This window comes from Hymenobacter sp., assembly GCF_036388155.1.
In the GTDB taxonomy this organism is placed as follows: Bacteria; Bacteroidota; Bacteroidia; order Cytophagales; family Hymenobacteraceae; genus Hymenobacter.
The window spans coordinates 1-26,917 of record NZ_DASVSI010000059.1; the positions used below are offsets into that span (position 1 = coordinate 1).

Here is a 26,917-nt window from a genome sequence, read left to right on the forward strand (position 1 = left end):
CGGCACCCGCCGCTTGCTGAAAGCGGGCTTGCCGCGCACGTTCGAAACGCAGGAAATGGAATTGGCCAACCTGCGCGGGCGGGTGGAAATGGCCCCCACCCTGGGCCGCGGCCTGCTGGAGCAGGGCCGCGCCGTGTGCACGTTCGACGAGCTGAGCCCGGCTTCGCCCCTGCACCAGCTGGTGGTGCACACCCTGGCCACGCTGGCGGCGTCCGATTTGCCCCTGGCCCTGCGGCGCGAGCTGAGCCAGCTGCGGCAGCGGTTTCCGGCGGCGCTCACCACCGGCGCAAGCCCGGCGCCGACGGCCGCTACGTTTCGGGAGCTGCGGCGGCAGCGGCCAAGCCGTGCCCGGCAGGGCAGCCAAGCGGCTTTTTTGCTGCACGTGTGCGAGCTGGTCTACCTCACGGCGCTGCCCGAACCTACGGCCGGGGGCCGGAGCCGCTTCGCTGATTTTCGGCGCGACGAGGCCTTGATGGCGCGGCTGTTCGAGCAATTCACGCGCAATTTCTTCCGGCGAGAGCAGCGCCACTACCGCGTGTACGCCGAAACCATTGCCTGGCAAGCCGAAGGCTCGACCGACGACCTGAACCTGCTGCCCACCATGCTCACGGACACCACGCTCGACGCCCCCGACCGCAAAATCATCCTCGACACCAAATACTACGCGGCGGCCCTGCGCCCGCGCTACGACCGGCAGCGCCTCATTTCCCCGCACCTCTACCAGCTCTACGCCTACCTGCAAAACCAGCGCCCCGCCCCCGGCCAAGCCCTCGAAGGCATTCTCTTGTACCCGGCCGCTACGCACGACGTGGACGTGCGCTACACCTTGGGCGGGCACCCCGTGCGCGTGGTCACGCTCAACCTGCATCAGCCCTGGGCCGGCATTGCGGCCGACTTACTCGGCTTAATCCGCTGAGCACCAGAATCTTTTGCTTAGTGGGCACAAAAAAACAGCCCGGACTTTCCAAGGGAAAATCCGGGCTGTTTTTGAATCAACTTAGGAAGTGAGCTGGCGCGAGGCCAGCAGCCAACTACTTAGGAGCTTCGGTGGTCGTGGTCGAGCCAGCAGTCGTAGCACCTTCCGTAGCGGGAGCGGTGGTAGCGCCTTCGGTAGCAGGAGCGGTGGTAGCATCAGCAGCAGGAGCCATAGCAGTGCTGTCGGTGGTAGTGGTGGTCGAAGTCTCGGTGCCAGCGGCAGGAGCCTCAACGGTGGTAGACTCGGTGGTCTTCGACTCGCACGACGACAGACCAGCGGTCAGGGCAAGGCCCAGGGCGGCAACTTTGAACAGGTTGTTCATTTTGAAGGTAATTTTGAAAATGGGTTGGCTAAAAAACGCTCTTTATCCCCGCTACCTGGAAAGGTAACCCGGCCCAGAAAAATATTTTTTTGGCGGGTTACTTGTGGCCCTCCATTGTATTAACTCCCAAAGTGAATGAGCAGGAGCAATTCCTCTTCTGTGACTCCTACCGACGACGCGCTGATTGCCGCCATTCGCAGCGGCGATGAGCGGGCCCTGGCCCACCTCTACCGGCTGCATTGGCCCATGGTGTCGCATTTTGTGCTGCAGAACAGCGGCTCGGAAGACGATGCCCAGGACGTGTACCAGGAAGGCGTGATGGTGTTTTACGAAAAGGTGCGCGACAATTCTTTGGAGTTGAGCTGCCAAATCAAAACCTACCTCTACGCCGTGTGCCGCCGGCTGTGGCTCAAGCGCCTGACCAGCAAAAGCCGCTTCGGCGTGCGCTTGCTCGACGACGAGGAGCAGGGCTCTTACCTGAACACAGGAGCCGAGGAGGACCTGCTCGCCGCAGAGGAACAGGACCGCCGCTTCGCCACCATGAGCGAGGCCCTGAACCACTTGGGCGAGCCGTGTCGTTCGCTGCTTGAGGGCTTTTACCTGCTCGACAAATCGATGCAGGACTTAACGGCAGAATTCGGCTACACCAACGCCGACAATGCTAAGAATCAAAAATATAAATGCTTGGTGCGCTTGAAAAAACTATTCTTTACCCACTATAAAGAAGAACCCATTTAGCAGTTATGAACTGCGGACCAGTAGCCCGCAGAATTCCCATTACGCTTACCACTGCCACTCCCATGGCAGGCTTACCCATGATGACTGAAGCAGATTATTACGCCTTATTTGAAGCCTACGCCGACGGCGAGCTGGCCGGGCCTGCCCGCGCCAATCTCGAAGCGCGCCTAGCGGCTGACCCCGCCCTGGCCCTGCGCTACGCCGACTTCACGGAAATGACCAGCACCCTGCGTGCCTACGGCCAGCGCCAAACCGTGCGCCGGCAGCTCCAGGGCATCCACGCCGGCATGCTGGCCGCCGACGAAACCGAAGCCATGCCCACCGCCGACACCGCGGGTAAGCTGAGCCATTCGGTGAATCCCATACTGCGCATTTCGCGCACCGAGCGCAAGCTGCGCGACTTCTGGAACGGCCACCGCGCCACCATGGGCGTGGCCGCTTCGGTGGCGGTACTGGCGGTGTTTGCCACGCTGTTGGGCCTGCAAATGTATTTCGCAGCCCAAACCAAGCCCTCGATGTACGGCTACACGGTGCTGAAGAAAGAAGTTGAGAGCATCAAGAAGAACCAGAAAGACCTAGCCATCAGCCTCAATCGGTTCGGAGGTAGCGGCGCCACGGCTCCTTTGCCGAAGGAAAGCAGTGGCACGGGCTTCGCCCTGACGTCGGAAGGATACTTGGTGACCAGCTACCACGTGATTCAAGGCGCCGACTCGGTACTAGTCGAAGGCCGCGACCGCAAACGCTACCACGCCGAGCCCGTGTATTCTGACAAGAAGCACGACTTGGCCATTCTGCGCATCACCGATAAAAAATTCACCGGCTTTGGCCGGCTGCCCTACGCCATCAAATCGGGCCAGGCCGACCTGGGCGAGCGAGTGTTCACGCTGGGCTACCCCCGCGAGGACGTGGTGTACGGCGAAGGCGCCTTGAGTGCCCGGTCAGGCTTTGAAGGCGACACGGCCTTCTACCAAGTGAGCATTCCGGTGAACCCCGGCAACTCGGGTGGCCCGCTACTCGACGAGCGCGGCAACCTGATTGGCGTCGTGAGCGGCCGCCAAAACGACGCGCAGAGCGCGGCATTTGCCACCAAGTCGTCGTACCTGGTGCGGCTGGTTGACTCGCTCGACGCGGCCAAGTCTGGTGCGCCTTACCGCTTGCCGCGCTATGGCCAATTGGCCGGAGCCGGGCGGCCCAAGCAAGTGGCCAAGCTACAAGACTACGTGTTTGTGGTGAAGGCTTTTGAATAAGCTTTTTACCACGTCTTCGACGCCGATAAAGCAAATGCAAAGGCCTGTTTCTTCGCTGGAACAGGCCTTTGTGCTTTCACATGGCTCGGCTTGGGCTTGCAATGGCAACGGCTTGGCAAGGGTAACATTGTTTCCACCAATTGACTTGCTTAATGCTTGCTCTTTTAGCAACCTTGCATGCCCGAACATAGTATTTAGGCTTTGATAGGCACCGCCTGCCTTCTCCTCTTTTTGCTTTACTTAACCCCGCACTCCGTGGCTCAAAACACCCAAACCCCGCCTACTGGCGACAACGTTGCTGGCTCGGCCATTTTCAAGAAATTCCTCAGCACCGCCGAAGGCTACATCAAGCAGCCCACGCGCATGAAGCAGCTGCTGACCGACGCGTACAAAAAAGCCAGCGAGAAGAACGACGTAGGCACTCTGGCCCACGAAGCCTGGGAAACGCTCCAAACCATGTTCCGGCTCATTAAAGCATCGATGTCGGGTGAATACACGGGCGTACCCGGCACCACCGTTGCTGCTGCGGTAGCGGTGCTCATCTACTTCCTGAGCCCAATTGACCTGATTCCGGACTTTATCCCGGTACTCGGCCTGCTCGACGACGTTGCCTTGGTGGCGTGGTTCTCGACGACGCTCAAGACCGAGATGGACAAGTTCCAGGAGTGGGAGAACAGCACGGCTCGCGTAGTCTCCGCCTCTGGCCTGAACACCGGCGCCTACGCTGCCACGGACAAGGAAACGTCTGCTACGACTGCTGACACCGCTTCTACCGCCACGGCTACGGCTAGCAACGAAGAGAAGCACGCAGCCGACGCACTGGACGAGCAAGCTGCAGCGGCCACTTCGCCCCGCGAAACCGGGACGGGCACCACGGCCCTCTCGGACCGTGCCGTGCCTGCCAAAGAATCGGCCAAACAGCACGGCACTACCGACCTGCCGGGGGCACCCGCTGTGGGTGGCCAGTCGGCTACTGACTCCGGCTTGGGCTCTCCCGAAAGCAGCAGCCCGCGCCCGGTGCACGAGGCCGGCCCCGATGTGCAGCCCAGCGGCCCCACTAATGGGCCCACCGTGCGCACATGGGAAGGCAGCCGCAACGGCAACGACCCCGGTGCGCTTGACGCTGGCGGCAACGTTCGGTAATCGGAATTGCCCGAATGTAAAAAGGCCCCGAAACTTGCGTTTCGGGGCCTTTTTTATAGCCTAATGTCTCAGTACAGCAGGGCTGTTCGCCTAATTAAGCAGCAGCGGCGTGGTCACGGACGTAGCGAACAAAGTCGCCTACCGTGTACAAGGGCACTTCGTCGGGGATGACGATGCTGAAGTTGCGTTCGAGTTCGAGGATGATGTCAACAACGTCGACGGTGTCGAAGCGCAGGTCGCGGGCGAGGCTGGCGGTTTTGCGTACGCGGCTGGCCCGAATGGCCTTACGCTTGCTGATGATGCGGAAAACTTGCTGCTCGATAGAGGCGCTATGGGCTGGGCTAGTGGTGGATACGTACATAATTTTTGCGAAAAAGGGAATCAGAGAAGCAGCTCAAAGAAGTGCTGGGCTGCAAGTGCCTGCCGGTCTTTGGGGTGGGGCAATAGCCCGACAGGCACTCAACAACGCACAAATGCTTAGACTAGTACTGCGGGCTCATGTGCCCGTACTTCCTGAGAGCCATTCGCCTCTTCATTGGTTGCAACCATATCGGGATTTTTTCCAGAAATTTTTCCTTTGAGGGTTTCGCTCAGCAGGTACATTACCGGTACCACCAGCAGGGTGATGGCCGTGGCAAACACCAGACCATAAATGATGGTCCAGGCCAGCGGGCCCCAGAACGTCACCGATTCGCCACCGATGAAGAAGTGGGCATTGCCGGTGGCGAACAACTCGTAGAAGTCGATGTTCAGGCCGATGGCCAGCGGGATGAGGCCCAGCGTGGCGGCCGTGGCCGTCAGGATTACCGGGTTCAGGCGGGTGCGGCCGGCCAGCACGATGGCCTCGCGCAGCGGCATGCCTTGCGCTCGCAGAATGTCAGTGAATTCGACCAGCAGAATACCGTTTTTCACCACAATACCGGCCAGGGCAATGATGCCCACGCCCGTCATCACGATGCTAACATTCTGACCCGTAATGGCCAGGCCCCAGAATACGCCGGCAATTGAGAACAGCACTTCGGAAAGGATGATGACCGGCTTGCTGAACGAGTTGAACTGCGTGACGAGGATGAGGAAGATGAGGCCCAGGGCACCGATGCCAGCCATTGGCAGGAAGTCGGTGGTTTCCTTTTGGTCTTCCTCGGCACCGCCCATCTTGACGTTGTAGCCGGCCGGCACGGGGAAGGCCTGGAGGGCCTGCTTCACTTGTGCAGCCACGTCGGGGCCGGTGAAACCGTTGAGCACGTTGGACGAGATGGTGATAATGCGCTTGGTGTCTTTGCGCTTGATACCGCCGTAGGTGCTGCCGTAGCTCACCGTAGCGATAGACGAAATGGGCACTTGGCGCACGGCGCCGGTGGCGTCGCGGAACGTGAGGGGAGCGTTAACCACGGCGTCTACGTCATTGCGGTAGGGCTTGGCGTAGCGCACTTGGATGGGATACTCGTCGTCGGGCGTCTTGAATTTGCTGGCTTCCGAGCCGTAGATGGCGGTGCGGACTTCCAGGCCAATCTGGCCGGTGCTGATGCCCTCGCGGTTGGCGCGGGTACGGTCGATGTTCACGGCAATCTCGGGGTTGCGGTCTTCCAGGTTGGAGCGCAAGTCTTCGATGCCGCCGATGCGGAGCGAGTCAACGTAGCGCTCCACTTTCTTGGAGAGCTTGGCCAGGGCCGGGTAGTCGTCGCCGCTCACTTCGATGGCGATGGGCTTCTGCTGGGGCGGGCCGCTGGCTTCCTGGTCTACCGATACTTCGGCGCCGGGAATACCTTTCACCACCTCACGGATTTTGTCCATGTAGGTGCTGGTGGCGGGGCCTGTGCGGTCGCTCAGCTCCTTGAAGGCTACGCCCACTTTGCCCATGTGCGACTGCGACACGCCGGAAGCCGTGGCTTCAGAAGGGTCGCCGGCGCCAATGGCCACGTTGGTAATCACCGATTCCACGTCGGGGTTCTTACGGCCGATAACGCCGTAGATGCGGTTTTCGAGAACGTTCGTCACCGAGTCAGTCACTTCCACGCGAGTACCCACCGGCATGCGCAAGTAGGTGTAGATGAACTTGGGGTCGCCTTTGGGGAAGAAGTCCACCTTGGGCCCGCGGATGCCCACGGCCACAAACGAGCCAATGAACAGCACAAACACGCCCACCATCACCAGGGCCGGGTGGCCGATGGCCCAGCGCACCAGGTTGGCATAGCCGTTTTGAAACTTGGGCAGCGCGCGGGTCTGGAACCAGGCAATCATCTTCACCAGCACGAACCGGTCGAGGGCGATGAAAGCCGCCAGGGCCAGGAAGAGGTTGCCGAGGAAATGGCCCAGCAAGCCGCTCTCTACGCCTTCAGGCGATACGTTGGGCTTAGCACCCAGCGCCGTCAGGTTGAACAAAATGCCCAGGCCCACCAGCACAGCCATGGTGATGAGGAAGCCTTTGGTGGCTTTGGGTTTGCTGTGCAGGTCTTCTTCGAAATGCTCTTCGCGCTTCATGAAGCTTACGGCAAATACCGGGTTCATGATGAAGGCCACGACCAGCGACGACATCAGCGTAATAATCAGCGTGACGGGCAGGTAGTACATGAACGAACCCACGATGCCCGGCCAGAACATGAGCGGCACGAACGGCGCCACCGTCGTCAGCGTACCCGCCAATACCGGCACGAATACTTCGCCGGCGGCGAATTTGGCGGCCTTTTCGGTGCTCAGCTCGGGGTGCTCGTGCAGCAGGCGGTGGGTGTTTTCAATGACCACAATGGCGTCATCGACCACGATGCCCAGCGCCAGCAGGAAGGCAAAGAGCACAATCATGTTCAGCGAGAAATCGAAGCCCGGGATGATGAGGAAGGCCAGGAACATCGAAATCGGCACCGAGAGACCCACGAACATGGCGTTGGTGGTGCCCATGAAGAACATCAGGATGAACGTCACGAGCAGGAAGCCGATGATGATGGTATTGATGAGGTCGTGCAGCGTCACGCGGGTGTCGTTCGACGTGTCGCCGGTGATGGTCACTTTCAGCTCCTTGGGCAAGGTCTTCTCGGACTCCTTCACCAGGGCCTTGATTTTGTCGGAGGCGTCAATCAGGTTTTCGCCCTGGCGCTTCACCACGTTCAGCGTGATGGCGGGCTTGCCGTCGAGGCGGGCGTAGCTTTCGCGGTCCTTGAAGCCGTCCACCACGGTAGCAATGTCGCCGAGGCGCACGGCCGAGCCGTTGAGGTTTTTCACCTGAATGTCGGCAATGTCTTCAGCCCGAACGTATTGACCGGCCACGCGCACGGCGCGCTTCTGCTGGCCCACGTCGATGGAGCCGCCCGACACGGTCAGGTTTTCCCCGCCGATGGCGCGCGTGATGTCCGAGAAGCCCAGGCGCGAGGCGCGCAGCTTGTTCAGGTCCACGTCCACGTTCACCTGCTGGTCGAGGGCACCGATGATGTCGACGCGGGTGATTTCGGGCAACGCCTCAATCTTATCCTGCAAGTCGTCGGCCACTTTTTTGAGCTGAGCGGCGGGCATATTGCCGCTCAGGTTGACGTACATAATGGGCTGCTCCGAGATGTTCACCTCGTTCACTGTGGGGGGAGTGGGCAGGTCGTTGGGCAGTTCGGTGCCGGCCTTGTCCACGGCGTCCTTGATGAGCTGCTTGGCGTACTGCACGTCCACACCGGAGTTAAACTCGATGTCGAGAATGCAATAGTCCTGGTTGGAAGTGGAGTTAATTTTCTTCACCCCGTTCACGCTTTTAATCTCCTTTTCGAGCTGGCGCGTCACCAGGTTCTCGATGTCGGCCGGCGAAGTGCCGGGGTACACCGTGGCCACGATGATGCGCGGAATCACGATGTCGGGAAACTTCTCTTTGCCCAGCTTGATGTAGGCAAAAATGCCCGCCAAGCACAGCAGCACCGTGACGATGTAGATGCTGGTTTTGTTATTGATGGACCACGAGGTCGGACCAAATTCTTTTTCTAAATCTTGCATAGCTTCTCTAGTCTTCTAGTAAAAAAGCGTGAGAAATCACAGCCGAGGGGCTGTGTTAGGCCTTGGCGACATTGGCGACGCTCACCACCTGGCCCTCATTCAAATTCTGATATCCGGCCGAGATGACCTTGTCGCCGTTTTGCAAGCCGTCGGTTACTTCCACCTTGCCGTTGTAGGCGTTACCGGTTTTGATGATGCGCTTCTTGGCCACGGCCTTGCCACCCTCCTGGCCCACCACGTACACGTAGCTGTTCACCTCGTCCTTCTGCACCAAGTCCACGGGGATGACGGTGGCGTTCTGGCGGTCATAGTTCTGGATGCGCACCGTGGCCACCATGTTGGGGCGCAGGTCGGCGGCTTTGCTGCCTTTCAGGCGCAGCTCCACCGTGAAGGTGCGGCTGGTGGCGTTGATGCTGCGGCTCACCACGCGCGCCGTGGCGGGAATTTCCTCGCCGCCCATGTCCGGAATGGTTACAATGGCGTTGTCGCCGGCCTTGATGCTGTTGCCGTAGGCTTCCGACACATCGGCCAGGATTTTACCACCCGAGCCGCTGGTCAGGCGCACCACCGGCGTGCCGGGAGCCGCGATTTCGCCCAGCTTGGGCAGCACCTCGTCCACGGAGCCCGAGAAGGGCGCCACCACGTTATATAAGGAACGCTGCTGGTTGAGCGTAGCCAAGTTGCGGCGCAGGGCGTCGTAGTTGTTTTTGGCTTGCAGGTACTGGATTTCGGTGCCAATCTGCTGCTTCCACAGGCCGGCCTGCTTCTCGTACACAGTGCGGGCGAGGTCCATGCGGGTGCGCAGCTCGGCAATGTTGGCGTCGAGAATGCTCGCGTCAATGGTGGCCAGGACCTGGCCCTTGCCCACCCGGTCGCCGCGCTGCACGCGGATGCTGGTGAGCGAACCGGCGGCGCGGGCACCCACGGTGGCGTTCTGGTCGAAATCGACACGGCCCTGCACTTCGAGGTAGCTCTTGAAGCTCTCGGGCTGCACGTTCATCACCGAAACCGGCGTGATGTTGGCAGCCGCGGCCTCGTCGCCGGCGCCCGTTTTGGCTTCCAGCTCGGCTATTTTGGCTTGGTTGGCGGCTTGTTCTTTTTTCAGCTTGGCCAGTTCAGCCCTGGGGTCTTTTGAGTCGCCGCCGCAAGAGGCCAACAGCAAAGTGCTGGCAAGGAACAGGGCAGCGGGTTGAGATTTAGAGAAAAGCATGAGAAAGCGGGTATTTCGAAGGGTAGTGAAAATGAGCAAGTGCTTTCGCACGACTTACTTGTTGACTTGATTGAAGAGCTCGCCGGTGGCTTTGTCGCGGTCCACTTTGGCTACCAGCACGTCGTAAACGGCGCCGTAGTAGTTGGTTTGGGCGGTGCGCAGCTCGGTTTCGGCGGTGATGACCTCCAGGTTGGAGCCCACGCCAGCGTTGAACTTGATGCGCGTCACGCGGGCCACGTCGGCGGCCAGGTCGAGGTTGGCTTTCTGGTTATCCAGCACGTCCAGGGCGTTCACCAGCGTGGTGCGGCTCTGGGTGTCCTGCATGTCGATGCTCTGGCGCAGGGTCTCGAAACCCCGCTCAATGGTTTGCTGCTGAATGCGGCCCTGCTGCACCTGGTACTTGCGGCGGAAGCCGTCGAACACGGGTATCTGCAAGCTCAGGCCCACGTTGCCGAAACCAAACCAGTTCTGGTTCAGGAAGCCGGCGCCGTTGCGTGCATTCGGCCCGCGGAATTCAAACAGGCCGCTCATCTTATTGTCGGAACCGGTGAAGCCATAGGCGCCGGTCAGCAACAGGCGTGGGTAAGCGCCGGCGCGGCGGTTGCTCAGGTCGAGGCCCGCAAGCGCCTGCTGCGTTTCCAGCACCGAGAATTCGATGCGGTTATTATAGTTGAGTGCGCCCACGGCTTGCGAAGGCCGAGCGCCGCTCAGTGCAGTTTGTTGGTCGAGGCGGTTTTGCTCGGCGGTGTTTTGCTGGCCGGGGGTGGCAGCAGGCTGGCCCGGGAGGGCCGAGGTGCCCGCCGCGCCGCCGCCCGCCGCGAAGTTGGCCGTGCCCAAGCGCTGGCGCAGAGCAGCCGCGTCGACCACGGCCGCGCCCAACGAGTCGGTGAGGAGCACGGGCTGTTGCTGTGGCAAGCCCATCTGGAATTTCAGCAGGGCCAGGCTCAACTCGGTGAGGCGCTGGGCTTTCTGCTGTTCCACAACCAAGTTGTTGCGCTGCACGCGCAGGCGGTCCACGTCGAGTTTTTCGGCGAAGCCAGCCTTATAGGTCTGGTTGGTTTGGAAGAGCACCGTGTCGAGGCGCTGCACGTTACGGGCCAGCAGCGACAAGCGCGAGCGGGCCACCAAGGTGCTGTAGTAGGCTTTGCTTACCTGCTCCACCACGTCAATCTCGGCCTGCTGCGTCTGCTTCTTGGCCAGTTGCTCGTACACTTTAGCAGCGCGCAGCCCAATGAAAACCGAGCCGTCGAAGAGCACCTGCGAGACGCTGGCACTGGCCGAACCCGCGTACTGCAAGCCGAAGGCCAAGGGCGTGGGGCCCGTTTGGGGAGCCTCACCGTAAGCGGGGCTCAACGTTACCGCTCCGCCAGCCTGAGCGGCGGCAATGTCGCTGGCCGTGAGGGTGGTGCCCTGCAGCGGTGCCCCGCCAAAGCTGCTGAAGTCCACCAGCGACCGCTGCAGCTTGAAGTTGTTGGCCGCGCTGGCCGCCACGTTCACTTGCGGCAGCGCGGCACTCTTCACCTCCCCCACGCGGGCACGCGCCGTGGCCTCGCCCAAGCGGGTGGCCAGAAGCGAGGGCTTATTCTGCACCGCGTAGCTCACGGCTTGTTGCAGGCTCAGGGCCATGGTGCCGGCAGTGGGTGCTGTCGGCAGCGCAGCGGGCTGGGTTTGGGCAAGCAGCCCCTGGGGCAAGGCCGCGCTCAGGGCAGCCAGCAACAGAAGTCTGGGTTGAAAAAACGTCTTCATATACAGCAAAAAAGGTAACGGGGGTAGCGGGGTAAGCGGGTTATTCGGCCTCCGTCACGTGGCGGAGCTTGTTGATGAGTTTGTGGCCTTTGAGGGTGGCCACGCCCAGCAGGAAATGTTCGTCGAACACGCGGTTGACCCGGAGCGGGCTAAAGTGCGCGGACGGATACAGCACGGGGTCGAAGGCCAACTCGATTTGGGCCAGGTTGAGGCGGGCCAGCACTTCCACGTCGAGGTCGGGGCGAAACAGGCCTTCGGCCATGCCGCGGCGCAGGTTCTGGGTTATCTGGTCGAGGATGAAGGTGTTCTTGTGCGCCCCAAACAGTTCCCAGGCGGTGGGGTGGTACTTCTTCAGGTCGTGAAAAATGCTGGGGTGAATGCCGCTGAATTGCTCATCGGCCCACTGCGAGATGTTCAGCATTTCCTCCACCGCGTTGGTGGCGTGGCCGGCCACCGCAGAACACTGCCCCTGCGCTTTGTCGAGGTGGCGGGTCATGGTGGCCAGTACAATCTGGTCTTTGTTTTCGAACCATTTGTACAGCGTCTTTTTCGACATGCCCATGTCGGCGGCGATGTCGTCCATGCTCACGCTTTTGATGCCGTTGCGCATGAAAAGCGTTTGCGCGTGGTTGAGAATTCGGTCTTTGATTTCCATGATTGACGCCACAAAGATACAATGGAAACTTTAAACGACTTCAAAGTTTCCATTATCTTTTTGCTATCAACCACTGTTAGAAAGCGCTTTCGCCTGGTGATGGACGGATGACGGGCCGGTTTATTTTAGCCATGGCAGAAAAATATCGACTATTCTGTCTGTTGGTTCAGCTAAATTCACTAGTAAAACAAAGCTAATTATTTTAGCTTAAATACCCAAGCATCTCCGTATTATTTCTTGCTTTCCGGGCCCCAGGCATTTACTGCGCTCAAACCGGTGCCCAGGAAGCGGCTGGCCGGTACTTTTGCGCAGCTTCATTTCAACCTTTCGCTTTCATGAAAATCCGCACCGGCTTCGGCTACGACGTTCACCAATTGCACGAAGGCCTGCCGTTCTGGCTCGGCGGCATTCAGGTGCCGCACACCCACGGCGCCCTGGGCCATTCCGATGCCGACGTGCTCATCCACGTCATCTGCGACGCCTTGCTGGGCGCGGCCAACCTGCGCGACATTGGCTTCCACTTCCCCGACACCGACCCGCAGTACAAAGGCATCGACTCGAAGCGCCTGTTGCACGAGGTGATGCGCTTGCTGCGCGAGAAGGGCTACGAAGTCGGCAACATCGACTCGACCATTTGCCTGGAACGCCCCAAGGTGAACCCCCACATCCCCGAAATGCAGCGTGTGCTGGCCGCCGTAATGGGCATTTCGGAAGACGATGTGTCCATCAAAGCAACCACCACCGAGAAACTGGGGTTTGTGGGGCGTCAAGAAGGCGTAGCCGCCTACGCCTCCGTGCTCATCCACAAGAACTAGTCATTTAACTAATAAACCTGAACAGTCATGCCGAGCGCAGCCGAGGCATCCCGCTCCCTTCGTCTGCACGACTGAAATACTACCCCACGCGAGATGCCTCGGCTGCGCTCGGCATGACGGCCAATAACTCATTTTATTCCCACCACTTTCCGTTCTAATGACCAACAAAAACCTGCTGATTGCGCTGCTCGCGCTGGCTTGCGCGGCGCCCGCTCACGCCCAAGACAAGATAAAAGTCAAAACCAAGAAAGGCCGCACCACCGCGACGGCCGTTCCCGCCGCGGCGCCCGCGCCGGCCGCGCCCGTCGACTTCAGCGCGCAATACGCCGCCCTGGTGTCGGCAGAGCGCCTGCGCACGCACTTGGCCGTGCTGGCCTCGGACGAGTACGAAGGCCGCGAAACCGCCACAAAAGGCCAGCACATGGCCGCCGCCTACGTCGCGCAGCAATTTAAAAACGCCGAAATCCCGGGCCCAGTGGCCGGTTCGAAGGACCCGTACCTGCAGCACTTCAACGTGGAGCAGGTGACCTGGGCGCCGGGCGCCACCCTGAAAGTGGGCAAAACCAGCTACGCCTGGCTCACCGATTTCTACGGCATCGGCGACTCGCCTTTTGCTACGGAAACCACCGTGAAGCCGGTGTTTGTGGGCTACGGCATCGAGCAGGACGGCTACTCGGACTACGCCGGACTTGATGTGAAGGACAAGGACGTGCTCATTATGATGGGTGAGCCCACCAGCGCCGACGGCAAATCCTTGCTGAGCACCGACGGCTCGCCCACCAAATGGGCCGCCGACTACCGCTCGAAAACCCAACTGGCTACCCAGAAAGGGGCACGGTCGGTGTTCTACGTGAGCTTCAACCCCACCAGCAACTTTGCCAAGACGGCCGCGCGCCTCACCCCCACCATCATGCGGGAGTCGACGGTATTGGCGGGCGAAAAGCCCAGCCGGGCTCCTTCGTTCTTCATCTCGCCGGCCGTAGGCCTGCAGGTGCTGGGCACCAAGGACGCTGCCATGCAGGCCTACCTGGCCAAAATCAACAGCACGAAGCAGCCGGTGAAATCAACCTTCAAGGTGGCACCCCTGCAGATTAAGGCCGAGCGCAAGCGCACGCCGCTGGAAACCGAAAACGCGCTGGGCTTCATCGAGGGCAGCGACAAGAAGGAGGACATCATTGTGATTTCGGCCCACCACGACCACTTGGGCATCCAAGACGGCGTGGTGTTCAACGGGGCCGATGACGACGGCTCGGGCACTTCGGCCATCATCACCGTGGCCGAGGCCTTTGCCAAAGCCAAGAAGGAAGGCCACGGTCCGCGTCGCAGCATCCTGTTCTTAAGCGTGACGGGCGAGGAAAAGGGCCTGTTTGGCTCGGAGTATTACTCGAAGCACCCCGTGTTCCCGATGGCGCAGACCATGGTCGACCTGAACGTGGACATGATTGGCCGGACCGACGTGGAGCACGAAGGCAAGCCGGACTACGTGTACGTCATTGGCTCGGACAAGCTGGCTTCGGAGCTGAAGGTGATTCAGGAAGAGCAGAACAAGAAGTACACCCAGCTCGACCTGGACTACCGCTTCGACGACCCCGCCGACCCGAACCGCTTCTACTACCGCTCGGACCACTACAACTTCGCGGTGAACAAGGTACCGGTGTCGTTCTTCTTCAACGGGGTGCACGCCGACTACCACAAGGAAAGCGACGAAATCAGCAAGATTGAGTTCCCCAAAATGGAGAAGCGGGCCCAGCTCGTGTTCCACCTGGCTTGGGAGCTGGCAAACCGCGAAGGCCGCATTGCCGTTGACTCCAACAAGCCGTAATTCTGCCGCTTTGGCTGGTTTTGGCCAGTGCCAGTGCTAGAAGAACGTCATGCTGAGCGGAGTCGAAGCGTCTCTACTGCTGTACTAAATCAGATTAGTGGCGCAAAAGAGATGCTTCGACTTCGCTCAGCATGACGTTCTTTTTTGGCCCTTTTGCAACCGTTGCTATCCGCCTCATTCCTTTATCCTTCTCTTTACATTCTTCCCTCCTATTTCTTTCCATGAAGAAAGTTGTACTCTGTGGCCTGCTGGCCGTTGGCTACGGATTGTCGGCCGGGGCCCAGCAAGCTCCAACCAAAATAAAAATCAAAACCAAAGGCGGGACGAAAACGGCGGCGACGGCGGCTACGCCAGCGGCGCCGGACCTGGCGCGCACGTACGGGGCCACCATTCAGGCCGAGCAGTTGCGGCAGCACCTCACTGTGGTGGCTTCGGACGCGTTTCAGGGGCGGGAAGTGGGGCAGCCGGGCCAGAAGCTAGCGGCCGAATACTTGGTAAAGCAGTTCACGGCGCTGGGCCTGCAAGGGCCCGTGACCGGCAGCGACAACCCTTACCTGCAGCACTTCCAACTCACGCGCGGCACCCACGCCGACGGCGGTTATTTGAAAGTAGGCAGCCAGCGCTACGAGTGGCTGAGCGACTTTTTCAGCTACGGGCCCATTCCCTCGCCGTTTCGCACCGAGACGGCGATGCAGCCGGTGTTTGTGGGCTTTGGCGTGGAGCAGGGGCCGTTTTCTGACTACGCCGGGCTGGACGTGACGGGCAAGGACGTGGTGGCCCTGATGGGCGCGCCCACCGACGAGCGCGGCCGCAAGCTGCTCAAGCCGCTGGGCCGCAAAGACGATTACTGGGACTCGGGCCTGCGCAAGGCGGCGCTGGCCAAGGCCAAAGGCGCCCGCAGTATTTTCCTGGTCACGTTTGCGCCCACCGAGGCATTCCGGAAGCAGGCCACCCAGCTGGGCAGCTCCCTGCGCGACCCGGCTTTCTCGCTGCCCGACCCCGGCCCGGCCGTCATCGACACCGTGCGGGAGGACATTCCGCCGGGCATCGGCGTGTATCTGACCTCTCAGGACCTGGGCTTGCAGCTGGCTGGCACCGACATCCAAGGTTTGGTGGGCTACATTCGGGCGCTGGGCCAGGCGGGCGGACGCTCGGTGCGGCCGGCGTTTCAAGCGCCATCGGTGACTGTTTCGATTCCGCAGCCGCAGGAGCAGCTCACCACCGAAAACGTGCTGGCGTACCTGGAAGGCACCGACAAAAAGGACGAAGTGCTGGTGATTTCGTCGCACTACGACCACCTCGGCGTGAAGAACGACACCATTTATAACGGAGCCGACGACGACGGCTCGGGCACGGTGGCGGTGCTGGAAATCGCCAAAGCTTTTGCGAAAGCCAAGCAGGAAGGCCACGGCCCGCGCCGCAGCATCTTGTTTGTGAACATGACGGCGGAAGAAGAGGGATTGTTTGGCTCGGAGTACTACACGGCGCACCCGGTTTTTCCGCTGGCCAACACCATTGCCGACCTGAACATTGACATGGTGGGCCGCACCGACCGCAAGCACGGCGCTAAGAAGCACTACGTGTGCATCGTGGGGTCGGACAAGCTCTCGTCGGACCTGCACCGCATCAACGAAGAAGCCAACCGCAAGTACACCAACCTGGAATTCGACTACCGCTTCAACGTGCCCGGCGAGCCGGAGCACATCTACTACCGTTCGGACCACTACAACTTCGCCCGCCGCAAAATCCCGGTTATTTTCTACACCACCGGCGAGCACGCCGACTATCACAAGGCCACCGACGACGTGGAGAAGATAGAGTTTGATAAATTGACCGAACGCGCGCAGCTGGTGTTCTACACGGCCTGGGAGTTAGCTAATCGGGAGGCGCGCATTGTGGTTGATTCGAATAAGCCGTGAGGTAGTTTCGCTCGCACGGAGTTAGGGGAGGTCCACAGAGTTTTGTGTATATGGAATTAAATGAGTTGACCAAAGCTATTTTGGGGGCGGCTTTTCGGGTTCATACTGTGCTGGGCCCAGGCTTGCTGGAATCGGTGTATGCGGCAGCGTTGGTGTACGAACTGCGGAAACGCGGGCTACAAGTCGCAGCCGAAGTTTCCATTCCCGTGTTGTACGAAGGAGTCGATTTGGGCCTTGGTTTTCGGGCCGACCTTGTGGTTGAGGAACAAGTGATTTTGGAACTAAAATCAGTGCAGGCATTGGCGCCAATTCACTCAAAACAACTGCTAAATTATTTGAAATTAACCGGCCTGCCCATTGGCCTGTTGCTCAATTTTAACACCATTTCTCTTCGCGACCAAATCGTTCGCCTGGTAAATTAACTCTGTGAAACTCCGTTAACTCCGTGCGAAAATGAAGGCAGAACAATTCCAGCTCGACTCAGCCACCAAAGCCTTCGACCGCGAGCACCGTCGCAAAATCCGGTTCAACATCGGCAAGTACGACGCGGCCGTGAGCGCCGGCATGCAGCACTACGAGCAGCACGAGTTGGCCCGTGACCGCGGCGCCTACCTCAAAGCCACCGTGCTGGAAAAGCTGGACGAGTACCTGCTGCAGTTCGAGGCGGCTTTCACGGCGCGGGGCGGCCGGGTGATATGGGCGCGCGACGCGGCCGAGGCCCTGGCCGAAATTGGGAAGCTGACCAAGGCCCGCGACGCTAAAACCGTGGTGAAGGCCAAGAGCATGACCACCGAAGAAATTCACCTCAACAAGTACTTAGCTACGCAGGGCGTGGAGTCGGTGGAAACCGACCTGGGCGAGTACATCGTGCAGCTGAACGGCGAGCGGCCCTACCACATTGTGACGCCGGCCATGCACCTGAGCAAGGCCGACATCAACAACATTTTTGTGAAGCACCTGGGCACGGAAAGCACCGACGACGCCCAACAGCTGGTGCTCACGGCCCGGCACCTGCTGCGCAACAAGTACACGGCCGCCGAAGTGGGCGTGACCGGCGGCAACTTCCTCATTGCCAAAGAAGGCGCCGTAGCCGTGACCGAGAACGAAGGCAACGCCCGCCTGTCGGCCACGTTCCCCAAACTGCACATTGCAGTGGTGGGCATCGAGAAAGTCATCCCGCAGCTCACGGACCTGGACCTGTTCTGGCCCCTGCTGAGCACCAGCGGCACCGGCCAGCAAGTCACGGTGTACAACACGGTGTACTTCGGGCCGCGCCAGCCAGGTGAGGTGGACGGGCCAGAGGAAATGGTGGTCATCCTGCTCGACAACGGCCGTACCAACCTGCTGGCCCAGCCCGACAAGCGCGCCGCGCTGCGCTGCATTCGCTGCGGCGCCTGCCTGAACGTGTGCCCCGTGTACAAAAACATTGGCGGCCACACCTACGAAACCACCTATTCCGGGCCCATCGGCTCGGTCATCAGCCCGCACCTGAGCGGCTTGCCCGAGCACAAGCACCTGAGCTACGCCAGCAGCCTGTGCGGCGCCTGCACCAGTGTGTGCCCGGTCCGAATTCCGTTGCATAACCTACTGCTCCTCAACCGCCAGCAGAGCGTGCAGGAAGGCCACGCGCCCACCGAAGAGCGCGCCGCCATTGGCCTGTGGAAGTGGAGCATGCAGCACCGCTGGGCCCTGGACGTGCTGCCCGCCAAAATAAAAGACTGGAGCCTGGGCCGCCTGCTGGGGCAAGTGGGTTGGAGCAAGCGGCGCGCGGCGCTGACGGTGGCACCGGCCTCGTTTCGGGAGCTGTGGCAGCGCCGCCAGGGCTAGCCGTAAAAAGCATAACCCTCTGCTGATTCGACGATTTGAGACGGTTGGCCGTATCAAGCATTTTTGTCGTTCATGCATCCTACCCTGCTTTTGGCGTTGCGGATATTTACCGGCTTCGGCGGGGTGATACTGGTCATCACCACCTTATCAGCCGCTATCCGCTCGTTTGTGCTGCCGCGCAATGAGGTGGTGCGCCTGAACGTGCGGGTGTTTGTGGCCATACGCCTGCTATTTGACACGGCCGCCAAAATGGCTAATTCGTACGAGCGGCGCGACCGCATCATGGCCCACTACGCGCCAGTGGCGCTGGTGGCTTTGCCCGTGGTGTGGGAAGCGCTGGTGGGCCTGGGCTACACCAGCATCTACTGGGCCTTGGGCGAAGGCAACTGGGAACGCTGCTATGAGCTGAGCAGCAGCTCATTGATGACCCTGGGCACCACCGATACGCGCAACGTAGCCATCGCGGCCCTCACCTACTCCGAAGCCACGCTGGGCCTGCTGCTGCTCACGCTGCTGCTGTCGTATTTGCCCACCATCTACCAGGCGTTTTCGCGGCGCGAGGCCACGGTGGCGCTGCTGGAACTGCGGGCCGGCACGCCGCCTTCGGCCTCGTGCCTGCTGGGCTGGCTGAACCACGACGACTCGCTCGAAAACGACGACCTGCAGTGGGCCAACTGGGAGCAGTGGTTTGTCGAGATTGAAGAAAGCCACACCTCGCTGCCCATCCTCACGTTTTTCCGCTCGCCGCAGCCGGGCCGGTCCTGGGTCACGAGCGGCGGCCTGATTCTGGACGCGGCCGTGCTGCTGTTTGCCGCCGTCGATGGGCCCCGCTCCCGGCAAGTTGAAATCACCTTCAAAGCCGGCTGCCTGGCCCTGAACCGGGTGTACCGCTTCTTCGACGACAAGGCCGAGTCCGAACCCTCTGGCCTGCTGCCCGACGAAAGCCCGGAAGACCCCGGCCGGGCCGATTTCGACCTGGCCTGCCACGACCTCGTTGAGCGCGGCGTGCGGGTGTGCGAAGACCGCGCCGCGGCCTGGGCCCGCTACAAGGAGTTGCGCAGCCGCTACGCCTCGGCCCTGGAGTTTCTGTCGCGGCTTACCATGGCCCCCGGCATCAAAACGGCAGTGTGAGGCCGGCCAGCCCCAGCCCCGAGACAGGTAGCTAAACGGTAATATTTATTGAACTTTATAATTTCGGAAACCCCTTTGGCGCAAGCCTGAGGGGTTTTTCGTGAGCCGTTATTGTTCAGTTAGATAGCGGTGCCAAAACAGGGCCGTAACAACTTGAAATAATTCCTAATTTACGCCGCTGCTTACAGCAACCATCACCCATTTCTCCTCTTTTTCACCTACTCCACCTCCTCTATTTCCAAACTTTTATGCACACACCTTTACTTGCTAACCGGCTGTGCCGGTGGCTGATGGCAATGCTGGCCTTTGGGGTCTTGCTGCGCCCGTCTGCGGCCTGGGCCCAGAGCACGGCGAACTATGCCTTCAGCACCAGCACCACCGGCTCCTTGGTCGACATGTCGAGCGGGACGACGAATGCGTTTACCGCTAACGTTTACCGCGACGACGACGCATCGACGGTGCAACCCATTGGGTTCACGTTTGTGTTCATGGGCACGGCACATACCCAGTTCAGTGTCAATTCAAACGGGCAGTTGCGCCTCGGCGCAACCGCTATTTCCGGGGGTAACGCAACGCCCAGCGCCGGAGCGCCCATCCTGGCCCCAATTGGCGGCGACAACGCCCTACAAGCCTCGGGCAGAGTCACCTACCGCGTGGTGCCGGGCACCAACCGCACCCTGGTGGTGGAATGGACGGGCCTGCGCATCCCCTACGTGGCCGACCCCGCCGCGGGCACGCCCACCCAAGTGCAGGCCATCTTGGAGGAAAACACTGGCCGGGTGGAGTACCGCTACGGCGGCGTGTTCAACAACGGCACCTCGGTGACGCGCTCCATTTTCATCTCGGCCGGGTCCAGCGCCGGCCAAATTGGCGTGGTGACAACCTTCACCACCACCCCCACTTACGACGCAACGGTAACGTCGGCCACGACGACGGCCCTGCCCGACAACGCGGCCGTGGCCGGCCTCAATTCCGCGGCCGATGGTGCCCGCCGGACCTTCACCTTCACGCCCCCTACGGCGGCCGTAACCGCGCCGACCGTCACGCTCAGCAACGTGCTGCAAACCACCCTCACGGTCAACATTCTCGACAACTCAACGAACGAGGGCAGCTTTTCGGTGTTTCGCTCCACGGACAACGTCAATTTTACCCTGCTGGGCACGGTGCCGACGGGTTCATCCAGCGGCACCGGCAGCACGGTGACGCTGGCTCAAACTGGCCTCGTGGCCAATACCACGTACTATTACCAGGCCACGGCCAACGCAGAAATTCTGCAAAGCCTCTCGCCCACCGTCAGCGTAACCACGCCCGTACCCGTGCCCATTTGCGGCACCAAAACCGTGGGGCCGGGGGCCGACTATGCCTCGCTCACCGCGGGCTTTGCCGACATCGTGAACAACGGCTTGTGCGGCCCGCTGCTGCTGGAGTTGCAGCCCGGCTACGTGAGCACCGCCGAAACCTTCCCGCTGGTGTACAGCTACGGCGGCGGCACGGCCACCAACACGGTAACGATACGGCCCGCGACCGGCGCAACCAACCTGAACATTACCAGCACCGTGGCGGGCGCGGCCTTCAGCTTTGCCGGCGCCAAGTATGTGACCATTGACGGGCGCCCCGGCGGCTCGGCCAGCCCCGTGAGCGGCGCGGCCCTGCCCACCGATTTGCTCATTGCCAGCACCAGCACCACCGGCACACCGGTGCAGTTTTCCGGCGACGCGGCCTTCAACGTGGTGCAGCACACCCGCATCGCGGGCGTGGGCACCAGCACCACCACCAGCCCAGACGTGAGCTTTTCGAGCACGCTCGTCACGGCCGGCAACAGCGACAATACCATTCAGTACAACAACATCAGCAGCGGTGCCACCACGCCGAGCACGCTGGTTTACTCGGGCAGCTCGCTGAATAGCCGGAACAGCATCATCGGCAACAACTTGTCGAATTTCTACGGCACGGGCGCCGCCTACGGCATGTACCTGAACAACGCTGGCTCGGGCTGGGTTATCACCGGCAACAGCCTTTACCAGACGGCCAGCCGCGCCGCGGTGTCTACCACGTCTTACGGCATCAACCTCAACGGCGGCAACGGCCACACCGTGACCGGCAACTTCATTGGGGGCACCACGCCCAACGCAGGGGGCACGCCCCTCACGGTGACGGGCAGCACCGTGGCCTACCGCTTCGTAGGCATCTTGGTTGCCACCGCCACCGGAGCCGCCACCAGCGTGCAAGGCAACACTGTGGCCAACATCAGCTGGCTGAGCAGCAGCGGCGCCAGCACCGCCAACGGCATTGTGTCCGGCATTTACGTGAGCAGCGGCGACGCCAACATTGGCACCACCACGGGCAACACCATTGGCACCGCCGCGGGACCGATTACGGTGAGCAGCAGCACGGGGGGGGGCTATTCGTTTGGCATATCAACCAATTCCAGCGGCACGGTAAGCGTTGCGCGCAACACCATCAGCAACATCACCACCAGCGGCACCACGGCCGCGACTGCCTCCAGCGTGGCGGGCATTCTGGTGTCGGCCGGGGCTACTGTCAACATCAGCCAAAACAAAATATACGGCCTGACCGCCAGCAGCGGCGGCGCCAGCCTGAGCAACGGCATCCTCGTTACGGGCGGCACGACCAACAATTTCAGCAACAACCTGATTGGCGAGCTCACCGCGCCGGCTTCCACCAGCCTCGTGGCCGTCTCGGGCCTGCAGTTCACGAGCGGCACCAACACGGTGGCCTTCAACACCATCAACTTCAACGCCACGAGCACCGGCGCCACCTTCGGCACGTCGGGCATTTACCTGAACAGCACCTCCGCAACCCTGGACCTGCGCAATAACATCGTGGTGAACAAGTCCACGGCCGCGGGCACGGGCGGGTACACGGCGGCCCTGCGGCGGTTGTCGGGCACGGCGGGCACTGCTCCTGCCAACCTGGCCGCCGCCACCAACAACAACATTTATTACGCCGGTGTCCCTTCGGCCACCAACCTCATCTACGTGGAGGGCACCACCACGGCCACCAACGCTTCGCAAACCCTGGCCGCCTACAAAATCTTGGTGAGCACTCGCGAAAGCGTTTCGCAAACCGAGGACACGCCGTTTGCGAGCACTTCGGGCGCCAGCGCTGCTTTTCTGCACATCAACCCCGCCGTGGCAACGTTGGCGGAGTCCAAAGGCACGCCCATCGGCGGCCTTACCATCGACTTCGACGGTGACCCCCGCGATGCGACTCGCCCCGACATTGGTGCCGACGAAGGCAGCTTTATTTCGGCCGGCTCGGCGGTTGACATCGCCGCCGGCGTTCTCGTAGCCCCCAGCACGACGGGCTGCTACGGCGCGGCGGAAAACGTTACGGTCAGCATCCGCAACAATGGCACGCAAGCGCTTGATTTTGCGGCCAACCCCGTGACGGTGACCGTGAACGTGACAGGAGCAACCACCCAGACGCTGACCGCAACATTCAGCACGGGCACGCTGGCCGTAGGCGCCAGCCAAAACGTAACGGTGGGCACGCTGAACATGACTGCCGCCGGCACTTACACCTTTGCCATCATGGCCACGGCCCAGGGCGACGGGGATACGTCGAATGACACGGGCTCCGGCACGCGCACGAAAGAGGCATTGGCCGTGCTGCCGCAACTGCTCAACTTTACGGGCTTCACGGGCGGCAACCTGACCACGCTTTTCCCGGGATGGTCCGAAGCCACCGGCGCGACCGCGCCAACCGGCACCACTTCCACCTGGGTCAACGACGACTACGCCAACGTAGTGGGACCAAACGGCGTTTCGGCCAAAATCAACCTGGATGCTGCTGCCGAAACCGGCTGGATAATAAGCCCCCGCATTGCGGTGGTTCCCAGTACGCGACTCAGCTTTGATTTGGCGCTGACCACCTTCGCCGCCACCACTGCCGATGTGCTGGACCCCGACGACTTATTTGAAGTGCGCGTTTCGACGGACTGCGGCCTGACGTTCACGCCCCTGCGTACGTTCAACGCGAGCACCACCATTTCGAGCACGGGCCAAACCGAAACCATCAACTTGGGCGCTACTTACGCCGGTCAGGAAGTCATTATCGGCTTCTTTGCCACGGAGGGCGCCACTGTCACGGGCGACATCGACTTGTTCCTCGACAACGTCAACATCACCACGCCGCTGCCCATCGACTTGGCTCCGACGGCCTTGGTTTCGCCCGCTAGCGGGCAAGGATGCTACAGCCCCGCCGAAACCGTGACCGTGGCCGTGCGCAACCTGGGTACTTCGGCGCTGGACTTTTCGGCGAACCCGGCCACGGTAACCGTGGGCGTAACCGGTGCTGCCACCCAAACGCTGACCACGACCCTGAGCACGGGCACCCTGGCCGCTGGCGCTACGCAAAACCTCGCCTTGCCCGGCACGCTGGACATGAGCGCCGCGGGCACGTACACCTTCGGCATCACGGCCACTGTGCAGGGCGACCAGACTACGACCAATGACGTGCTGACTCCCGCCCCCACCCGCACCGTGGCGGCGCCGGTAGCTGGCTCTTTGTTGCCGGCAACGGCTTCGCTCTGCGTGAGCGGGACCCTGTCCCTGAACCTGATAGGTTCGGCCAACGGCAGCATCCAGTACCAGAGCAGCCCCGACAACGTCACCTTTACCGACGTTGCGGGCGCTACTTCGGCGGCGTATACGACGCCAGTGCTAACGGCCACCACGTACTTCCGCGCCCGCATCACCTGCAACGCGACCGTGGTTACTTCCAACGTGGCTACAGTGACCGTGAATAACCCGCAGGTAACCGCCACCAACTCGCCGGTAGCCGTTTGCGAAGGCAGCACGGCCACTCTGACCGCCAACGCGGCTACGGGTACCACGCTGCGCCTTTTTGAGGCGGCCACGGGCGGCACCGCCCTTGCCACCACCGCTACGGGCACGGGCATTTCGTATACCACCCCGGCGCTCACGGCTTCGCGGCAGTACTTCGTAGAAGCGTTGGTTGGGACCACGGAAACCGCTGGAAAACCGACTTCGCCGGGCACCGACGGAGGATTTAACAGTGGCAACTCGGGCCTGGCCTTCACGGCTACGGCAGCAGTTACCATCCAGTCGGTGACGGTGTTTCCCAGCTCAACCACGGCCGGCTCCATGTCGGTTGAGTTGCGCTCCGGCACCGGCACGGTGCTGGCCACTGCGGGCCCGTTTGCGGTGCCAGCAGGCAGCTCGACGGTTCGGACGCCCCTGGTGTTGCCCATCAACCTCAGCGTGCCCGGCACCGGGTCGTACCGCTTGGTTACGGCCGGTACCCCTGCTCCGCCGGAATTGTATCGGGAATTCACCAACACGTACCCCTACACTTCCCCGAGCGGAACGATTTCCGTCACCGGTGGCATCTTGACGGGCAGCGCGAGCTCCACGTATTACTTCTTCTACAACTGGCAGGTATCGAACGAATGCACCGGCACCCGCACGCCCATTCAGGTGAACGTAGCCCCGACCCCAACGGCCACGCTGCCCGCTACGGCGGCCAGTTGCGGCACGTCAGCAGTGGCACTGACCGGCGCGGTGGGCGGCTCGGCCACGGGTGGCACCTACACCACTAGCGGTACGGGCACGTTCTCGCCCGATGCCAACACGCTCACGGCCACCTACACGCCTTCGGCCGCTGACCTGACGGCCGGCACGGTCACGCTGACGCTGACCACGACCGGCCAGGGCGCCTGCGCGGCCGCCACGGCCACGCAAACGCTCACCTTCTCGGCACCGGCCACGGCCGGCTTCAGCTACCCGGCCGCGGGCAGCAACTGCGCGGGCACCGTTGGCACGGTGGCGGCTACCCTGGCGGCGGGCGCTACGGCCGGCACGTTCTCTTCCACCGCGGGCCTGACCATTGACCCGGCCACGGGTGCCATCGACCTGGCCACCTCCGCGGCCGGCACCTACACGGTGACCAACACGGTAGCGGCCACAGGCACCTGCCCGGCCGCCACGGCCACGGCCACAGTGACCATTGCGCCGGCCACTTCGGCCGCGTTTAGCTACGGCAGCGGCACGTTCTGCTTGACCGGCACCAACCCCACGGCCACTGTGACCGGCACTGCGGGTGGCACGTTTAGCTCCACGGCCGGCCTGACGCTTAATGCCACCACCGGGGCCATCACCCTCAGCAGCTCCACGGCGGGCACCTACACCGTGACCTACAGCGTGGCCGGGCCTTGCCCCACCAGCAACACGCAGGCGGTAACCATCACGACTGCTCCCGTGGCCTCCTTCAGCTACGGCAGCACGCCCACCTTCTGCGTGAGCGGCACGACCTCCCCGGTACCGGTATTCGGCACTGGCGCCAGCGGCGGTGCGTTCTCGTCCACGGCCGGCCTGACGCTCAATGCCACGACCGGTGCCATCACCTTGTCGACTTCGACCCCTGGCACCTACACCGTGACCAACACCATTGCCGCCTCGAGCGGCTGCGCGGCGGCTGCGGCCACCGCAACGGTGACCATCACGGCGGCGCCGGTTGCTACGTTTAGCTACGCCACCACCGCGGGTTGCGTGGGCTCGACCAGCGTCGTAACCCCGACTCTGGGCACGGGCGCCACGGCCGGCGCCTTCACTTCCACGACGGGCTTGACCATCAACGCGACGACTGGCACCATCGACTTGGCTACTTCGGCGGCGGGCACCTACACGGTGACCAACACGGTGGCGGCCACGGGCGGCTGCGCGGCGGCCACGGCCACGGCCACCTTCACGGTGAACCCGCGCCCGGCGACGCCAACGGTGACGGTCACTTACAACGGCATCGCGACCACGCTCACGTCGAGCGCGACCACCGGCAACCAGTTCTTCCTGAACGGGGTGGCCATTGCGGGCGCCACCGGCCAGACCTACGTGGCGAACGGCACGCCGGCCCAGCTCGGCACCTACACCGTGGTGGTGACCAATGCCGCGGGCTGTGCCTCGTTGCCCTCGACGCCCCTGGTGGTGACCGGCACCAAGAACGGCATTGCCGGTGCTAGCCTGAAGCTGTACCCCAACCCCACGCCAACTGGCCGCCTGAAGCTGGAGCTGACGGGCTACCGTTCGGCCACGCAGCTCACCGTGCTTGATGCGCTGGGCCGGGTGGTGCTGAGCGAGTTGCTGCCAGCCGCCGCGGGCACGGCCACTCACTCCCTCGACCTGACGGGCGTTGCCAGCGGCGTGTACTTACTGTGCCTAAGCAATGTCGACGGCATGAAAACTCGTCGCTTGGTACGCGAGTAACCATTGAGTTCAGTTAAAAAAGGCCCCGCTGGTATTGTGCCAGCGGGGCCTTTTTGTTAGGCAAGATGGGAAGTAGAGAGTAGTGAAAGTAGGACGTTTGTCATCCTGAGCGCAGCGAAGGACCTTCTCACGTCTGCGCCAAAAATGACTACTATA

General features: G+C 61.7%; 16 protein-coding genes and 1 pseudogene. 11 read left to right on the forward strand and 6 right to left on the reverse strand.

Features of this window, described 5'->3' with window-relative positions; translation table 11 throughout:
• Positions 1 to 916, forward strand: a 916-nt coding sequence (locus tag VF629_RS08135) for a 5-methylcytosine restriction system specificity protein McrC (RefSeq protein WP_331057971.1), incomplete at its 5' end; no start/stop codon positions are given.
• A gap of 115 nt (positions 917 to 1,031) precedes the next feature.
• Here VF629_RS08135 and VF629_RS08140 read toward each other — a convergent pair.
• Positions 1,032 to 1,298, reverse strand: a complete 267-nt coding sequence (locus VF629_RS08140) for a hypothetical protein (protein ID WP_331057972.1) — start codon at positions 1,296 to 1,298, stop codon at positions 1,032 to 1,034.
• 159 nt (positions 1,299 to 1,457) lie between these two features.
• On the opposite strand from VF629_RS08140, the gene VF629_RS08145 reads away from it, so the two are divergent.
• The 3 genes and pseudogenes from VF629_RS08145 to VF629_RS25790 all read left to right on the forward strand — a co-directional run.
• The gene (locus VF629_RS08145) at positions 1,458 to 2,036 is read left to right on the forward strand and encodes a sigma-70 family RNA polymerase sigma factor (RefSeq protein ID WP_331057973.1); all 579 of its coding nucleotides are present in this window, start codon (positions 1,458 to 1,460) and stop codon (positions 2,034 to 2,036) included.
• Between the two features lie 62 nt (positions 2,037 to 2,098).
• Positions 2,099 to 3,283 (forward strand): trypsin-like peptidase domain-containing protein, encoded by a 1,185-nt coding sequence (locus VF629_RS08150; RefSeq protein ID WP_331057974.1) that lies wholly within the window; start codon positions 2,099 to 2,101, stop codon positions 3,281 to 3,283.
• Positions 3,284 to 3,739: 456 nt separating this feature from the next.
• Positions 3,740 to 3,901 (forward strand): annotated as a pseudogene (locus VF629_RS25790) (YkvA family protein); the annotation flags it as partial.
• A 619-nt stretch (positions 3,902 to 4,520) separates the two neighbouring features.
• Here VF629_RS25790 and VF629_RS08160 read toward each other — a convergent pair.
• The 5 genes from VF629_RS08160 to VF629_RS08180 all read right to left on the reverse strand — a co-directional run bounded on the left by VF629_RS08160 (position 4,521) and on the right by VF629_RS08180 (position 12,003).
• Positions 4,521 to 4,787 carry an acyl carrier protein gene (locus tag VF629_RS08160; RefSeq protein WP_331057975.1) on the reverse strand — a complete coding sequence of 89 codons (267 nt, stop codon included), beginning with the start codon at positions 4,785 to 4,787 and terminating at the stop codon, positions 4,521 to 4,523.
• A gap of 116 nt (positions 4,788 to 4,903) precedes the next feature.
• Positions 4,904 to 8,392: an efflux RND transporter permease subunit gene (locus tag VF629_RS08165; RefSeq protein WP_331057976.1), complete on the reverse strand. Its 3,489-nt coding sequence runs from the start codon at positions 8,390 to 8,392 to the stop codon at positions 4,904 to 4,906.
• Positions 8,393 to 8,447: 55 nt separating this feature from the next.
• On the reverse strand, positions 8,448 to 9,602 hold the full coding sequence (locus VF629_RS08170) for an efflux RND transporter periplasmic adaptor subunit (protein WP_331057977.1): 1,155 nt from the start codon (positions 9,600 to 9,602) through the stop codon (positions 8,448 to 8,450).
• Positions 9,603 to 9,656: 54 nt separating this feature from the next.
• Positions 9,657 to 11,348, reverse strand: a complete 1,692-nt coding sequence (locus tag VF629_RS08175; RefSeq protein ID WP_331057978.1) for a TolC family protein — start codon at positions 11,346 to 11,348, stop codon at positions 9,657 to 9,659.
• A gap of 40 nt (positions 11,349 to 11,388) precedes the next feature.
• A complete protein-coding gene (locus VF629_RS08180) occupies positions 11,389 to 12,003 on the reverse strand; it encodes a TetR/AcrR family transcriptional regulator (protein WP_331057979.1) in 615 nt (204 codons plus the stop codon).
• Positions 12,004 to 12,338: 335 nt separating this feature from the next.
• Between VF629_RS08180 and ispF the strand changes: the two genes are divergently transcribed.
• The 7 genes from ispF to VF629_RS08215 all read left to right on the forward strand — a co-directional run bounded on the left by ispF (position 12,339) and on the right by VF629_RS08215 (position 26,761).
• Complete coding sequence (gene ispF / locus VF629_RS08185) at positions 12,339 to 12,818, forward strand: 2-C-methyl-D-erythritol 2,4-cyclodiphosphate synthase (RefSeq protein WP_331057980.1); 480 nt, start codon at positions 12,339 to 12,341, stop codon at positions 12,816 to 12,818.
• 157 nt (positions 12,819 to 12,975) lie between these two features.
• Positions 12,976 to 14,640, forward strand: coding sequence for a M28 family peptidase (locus VF629_RS08190; RefSeq protein ID WP_331057981.1), 1,665 nt, complete (start codon positions 12,976 to 12,978; stop codon positions 14,638 to 14,640).
• A 221-nt stretch (positions 14,641 to 14,861) separates the two neighbouring features.
• The gene (locus VF629_RS08195; RefSeq protein ID WP_331057982.1) at positions 14,862 to 16,559 is read left to right on the forward strand and encodes a M28 family peptidase; all 1,698 of its coding nucleotides are present in this window, start codon (positions 14,862 to 14,864) and stop codon (positions 16,557 to 16,559) included.
• A 50-nt stretch (positions 16,560 to 16,609) separates the two neighbouring features.
• A complete protein-coding gene (locus VF629_RS08200; RefSeq protein WP_331057983.1) occupies positions 16,610 to 16,981 on the forward strand; it encodes a GxxExxY protein in 372 nt (123 codons plus the stop codon).
• Positions 16,982 to 17,012: 31 nt separating this feature from the next.
• A complete protein-coding gene (locus tag VF629_RS08205) occupies positions 17,013 to 18,386 on the forward strand; it encodes a LutB/LldF family L-lactate oxidation iron-sulfur protein (protein WP_331057984.1) in 1,374 nt (457 codons plus the stop codon).
• 72 nt (positions 18,387 to 18,458) lie between these two features.
• Positions 18,459 to 19,517: a hypothetical protein gene (locus VF629_RS08210; RefSeq protein ID WP_331057985.1), complete on the forward strand. Its 1,059-nt coding sequence runs from the start codon at positions 18,459 to 18,461 to the stop codon at positions 19,515 to 19,517.
• A gap of 248 nt (positions 19,518 to 19,765) precedes the next feature.
• The gene (locus tag VF629_RS08215) at positions 19,766 to 26,761 is read left to right on the forward strand and encodes a T9SS type A sorting domain-containing protein (RefSeq protein WP_331057986.1); all 6,996 of its coding nucleotides are present in this window, start codon (positions 19,766 to 19,768) and stop codon (positions 26,759 to 26,761) included.
• Positions 26,762 to 26,917: the final 156 nt, after the last annotated feature.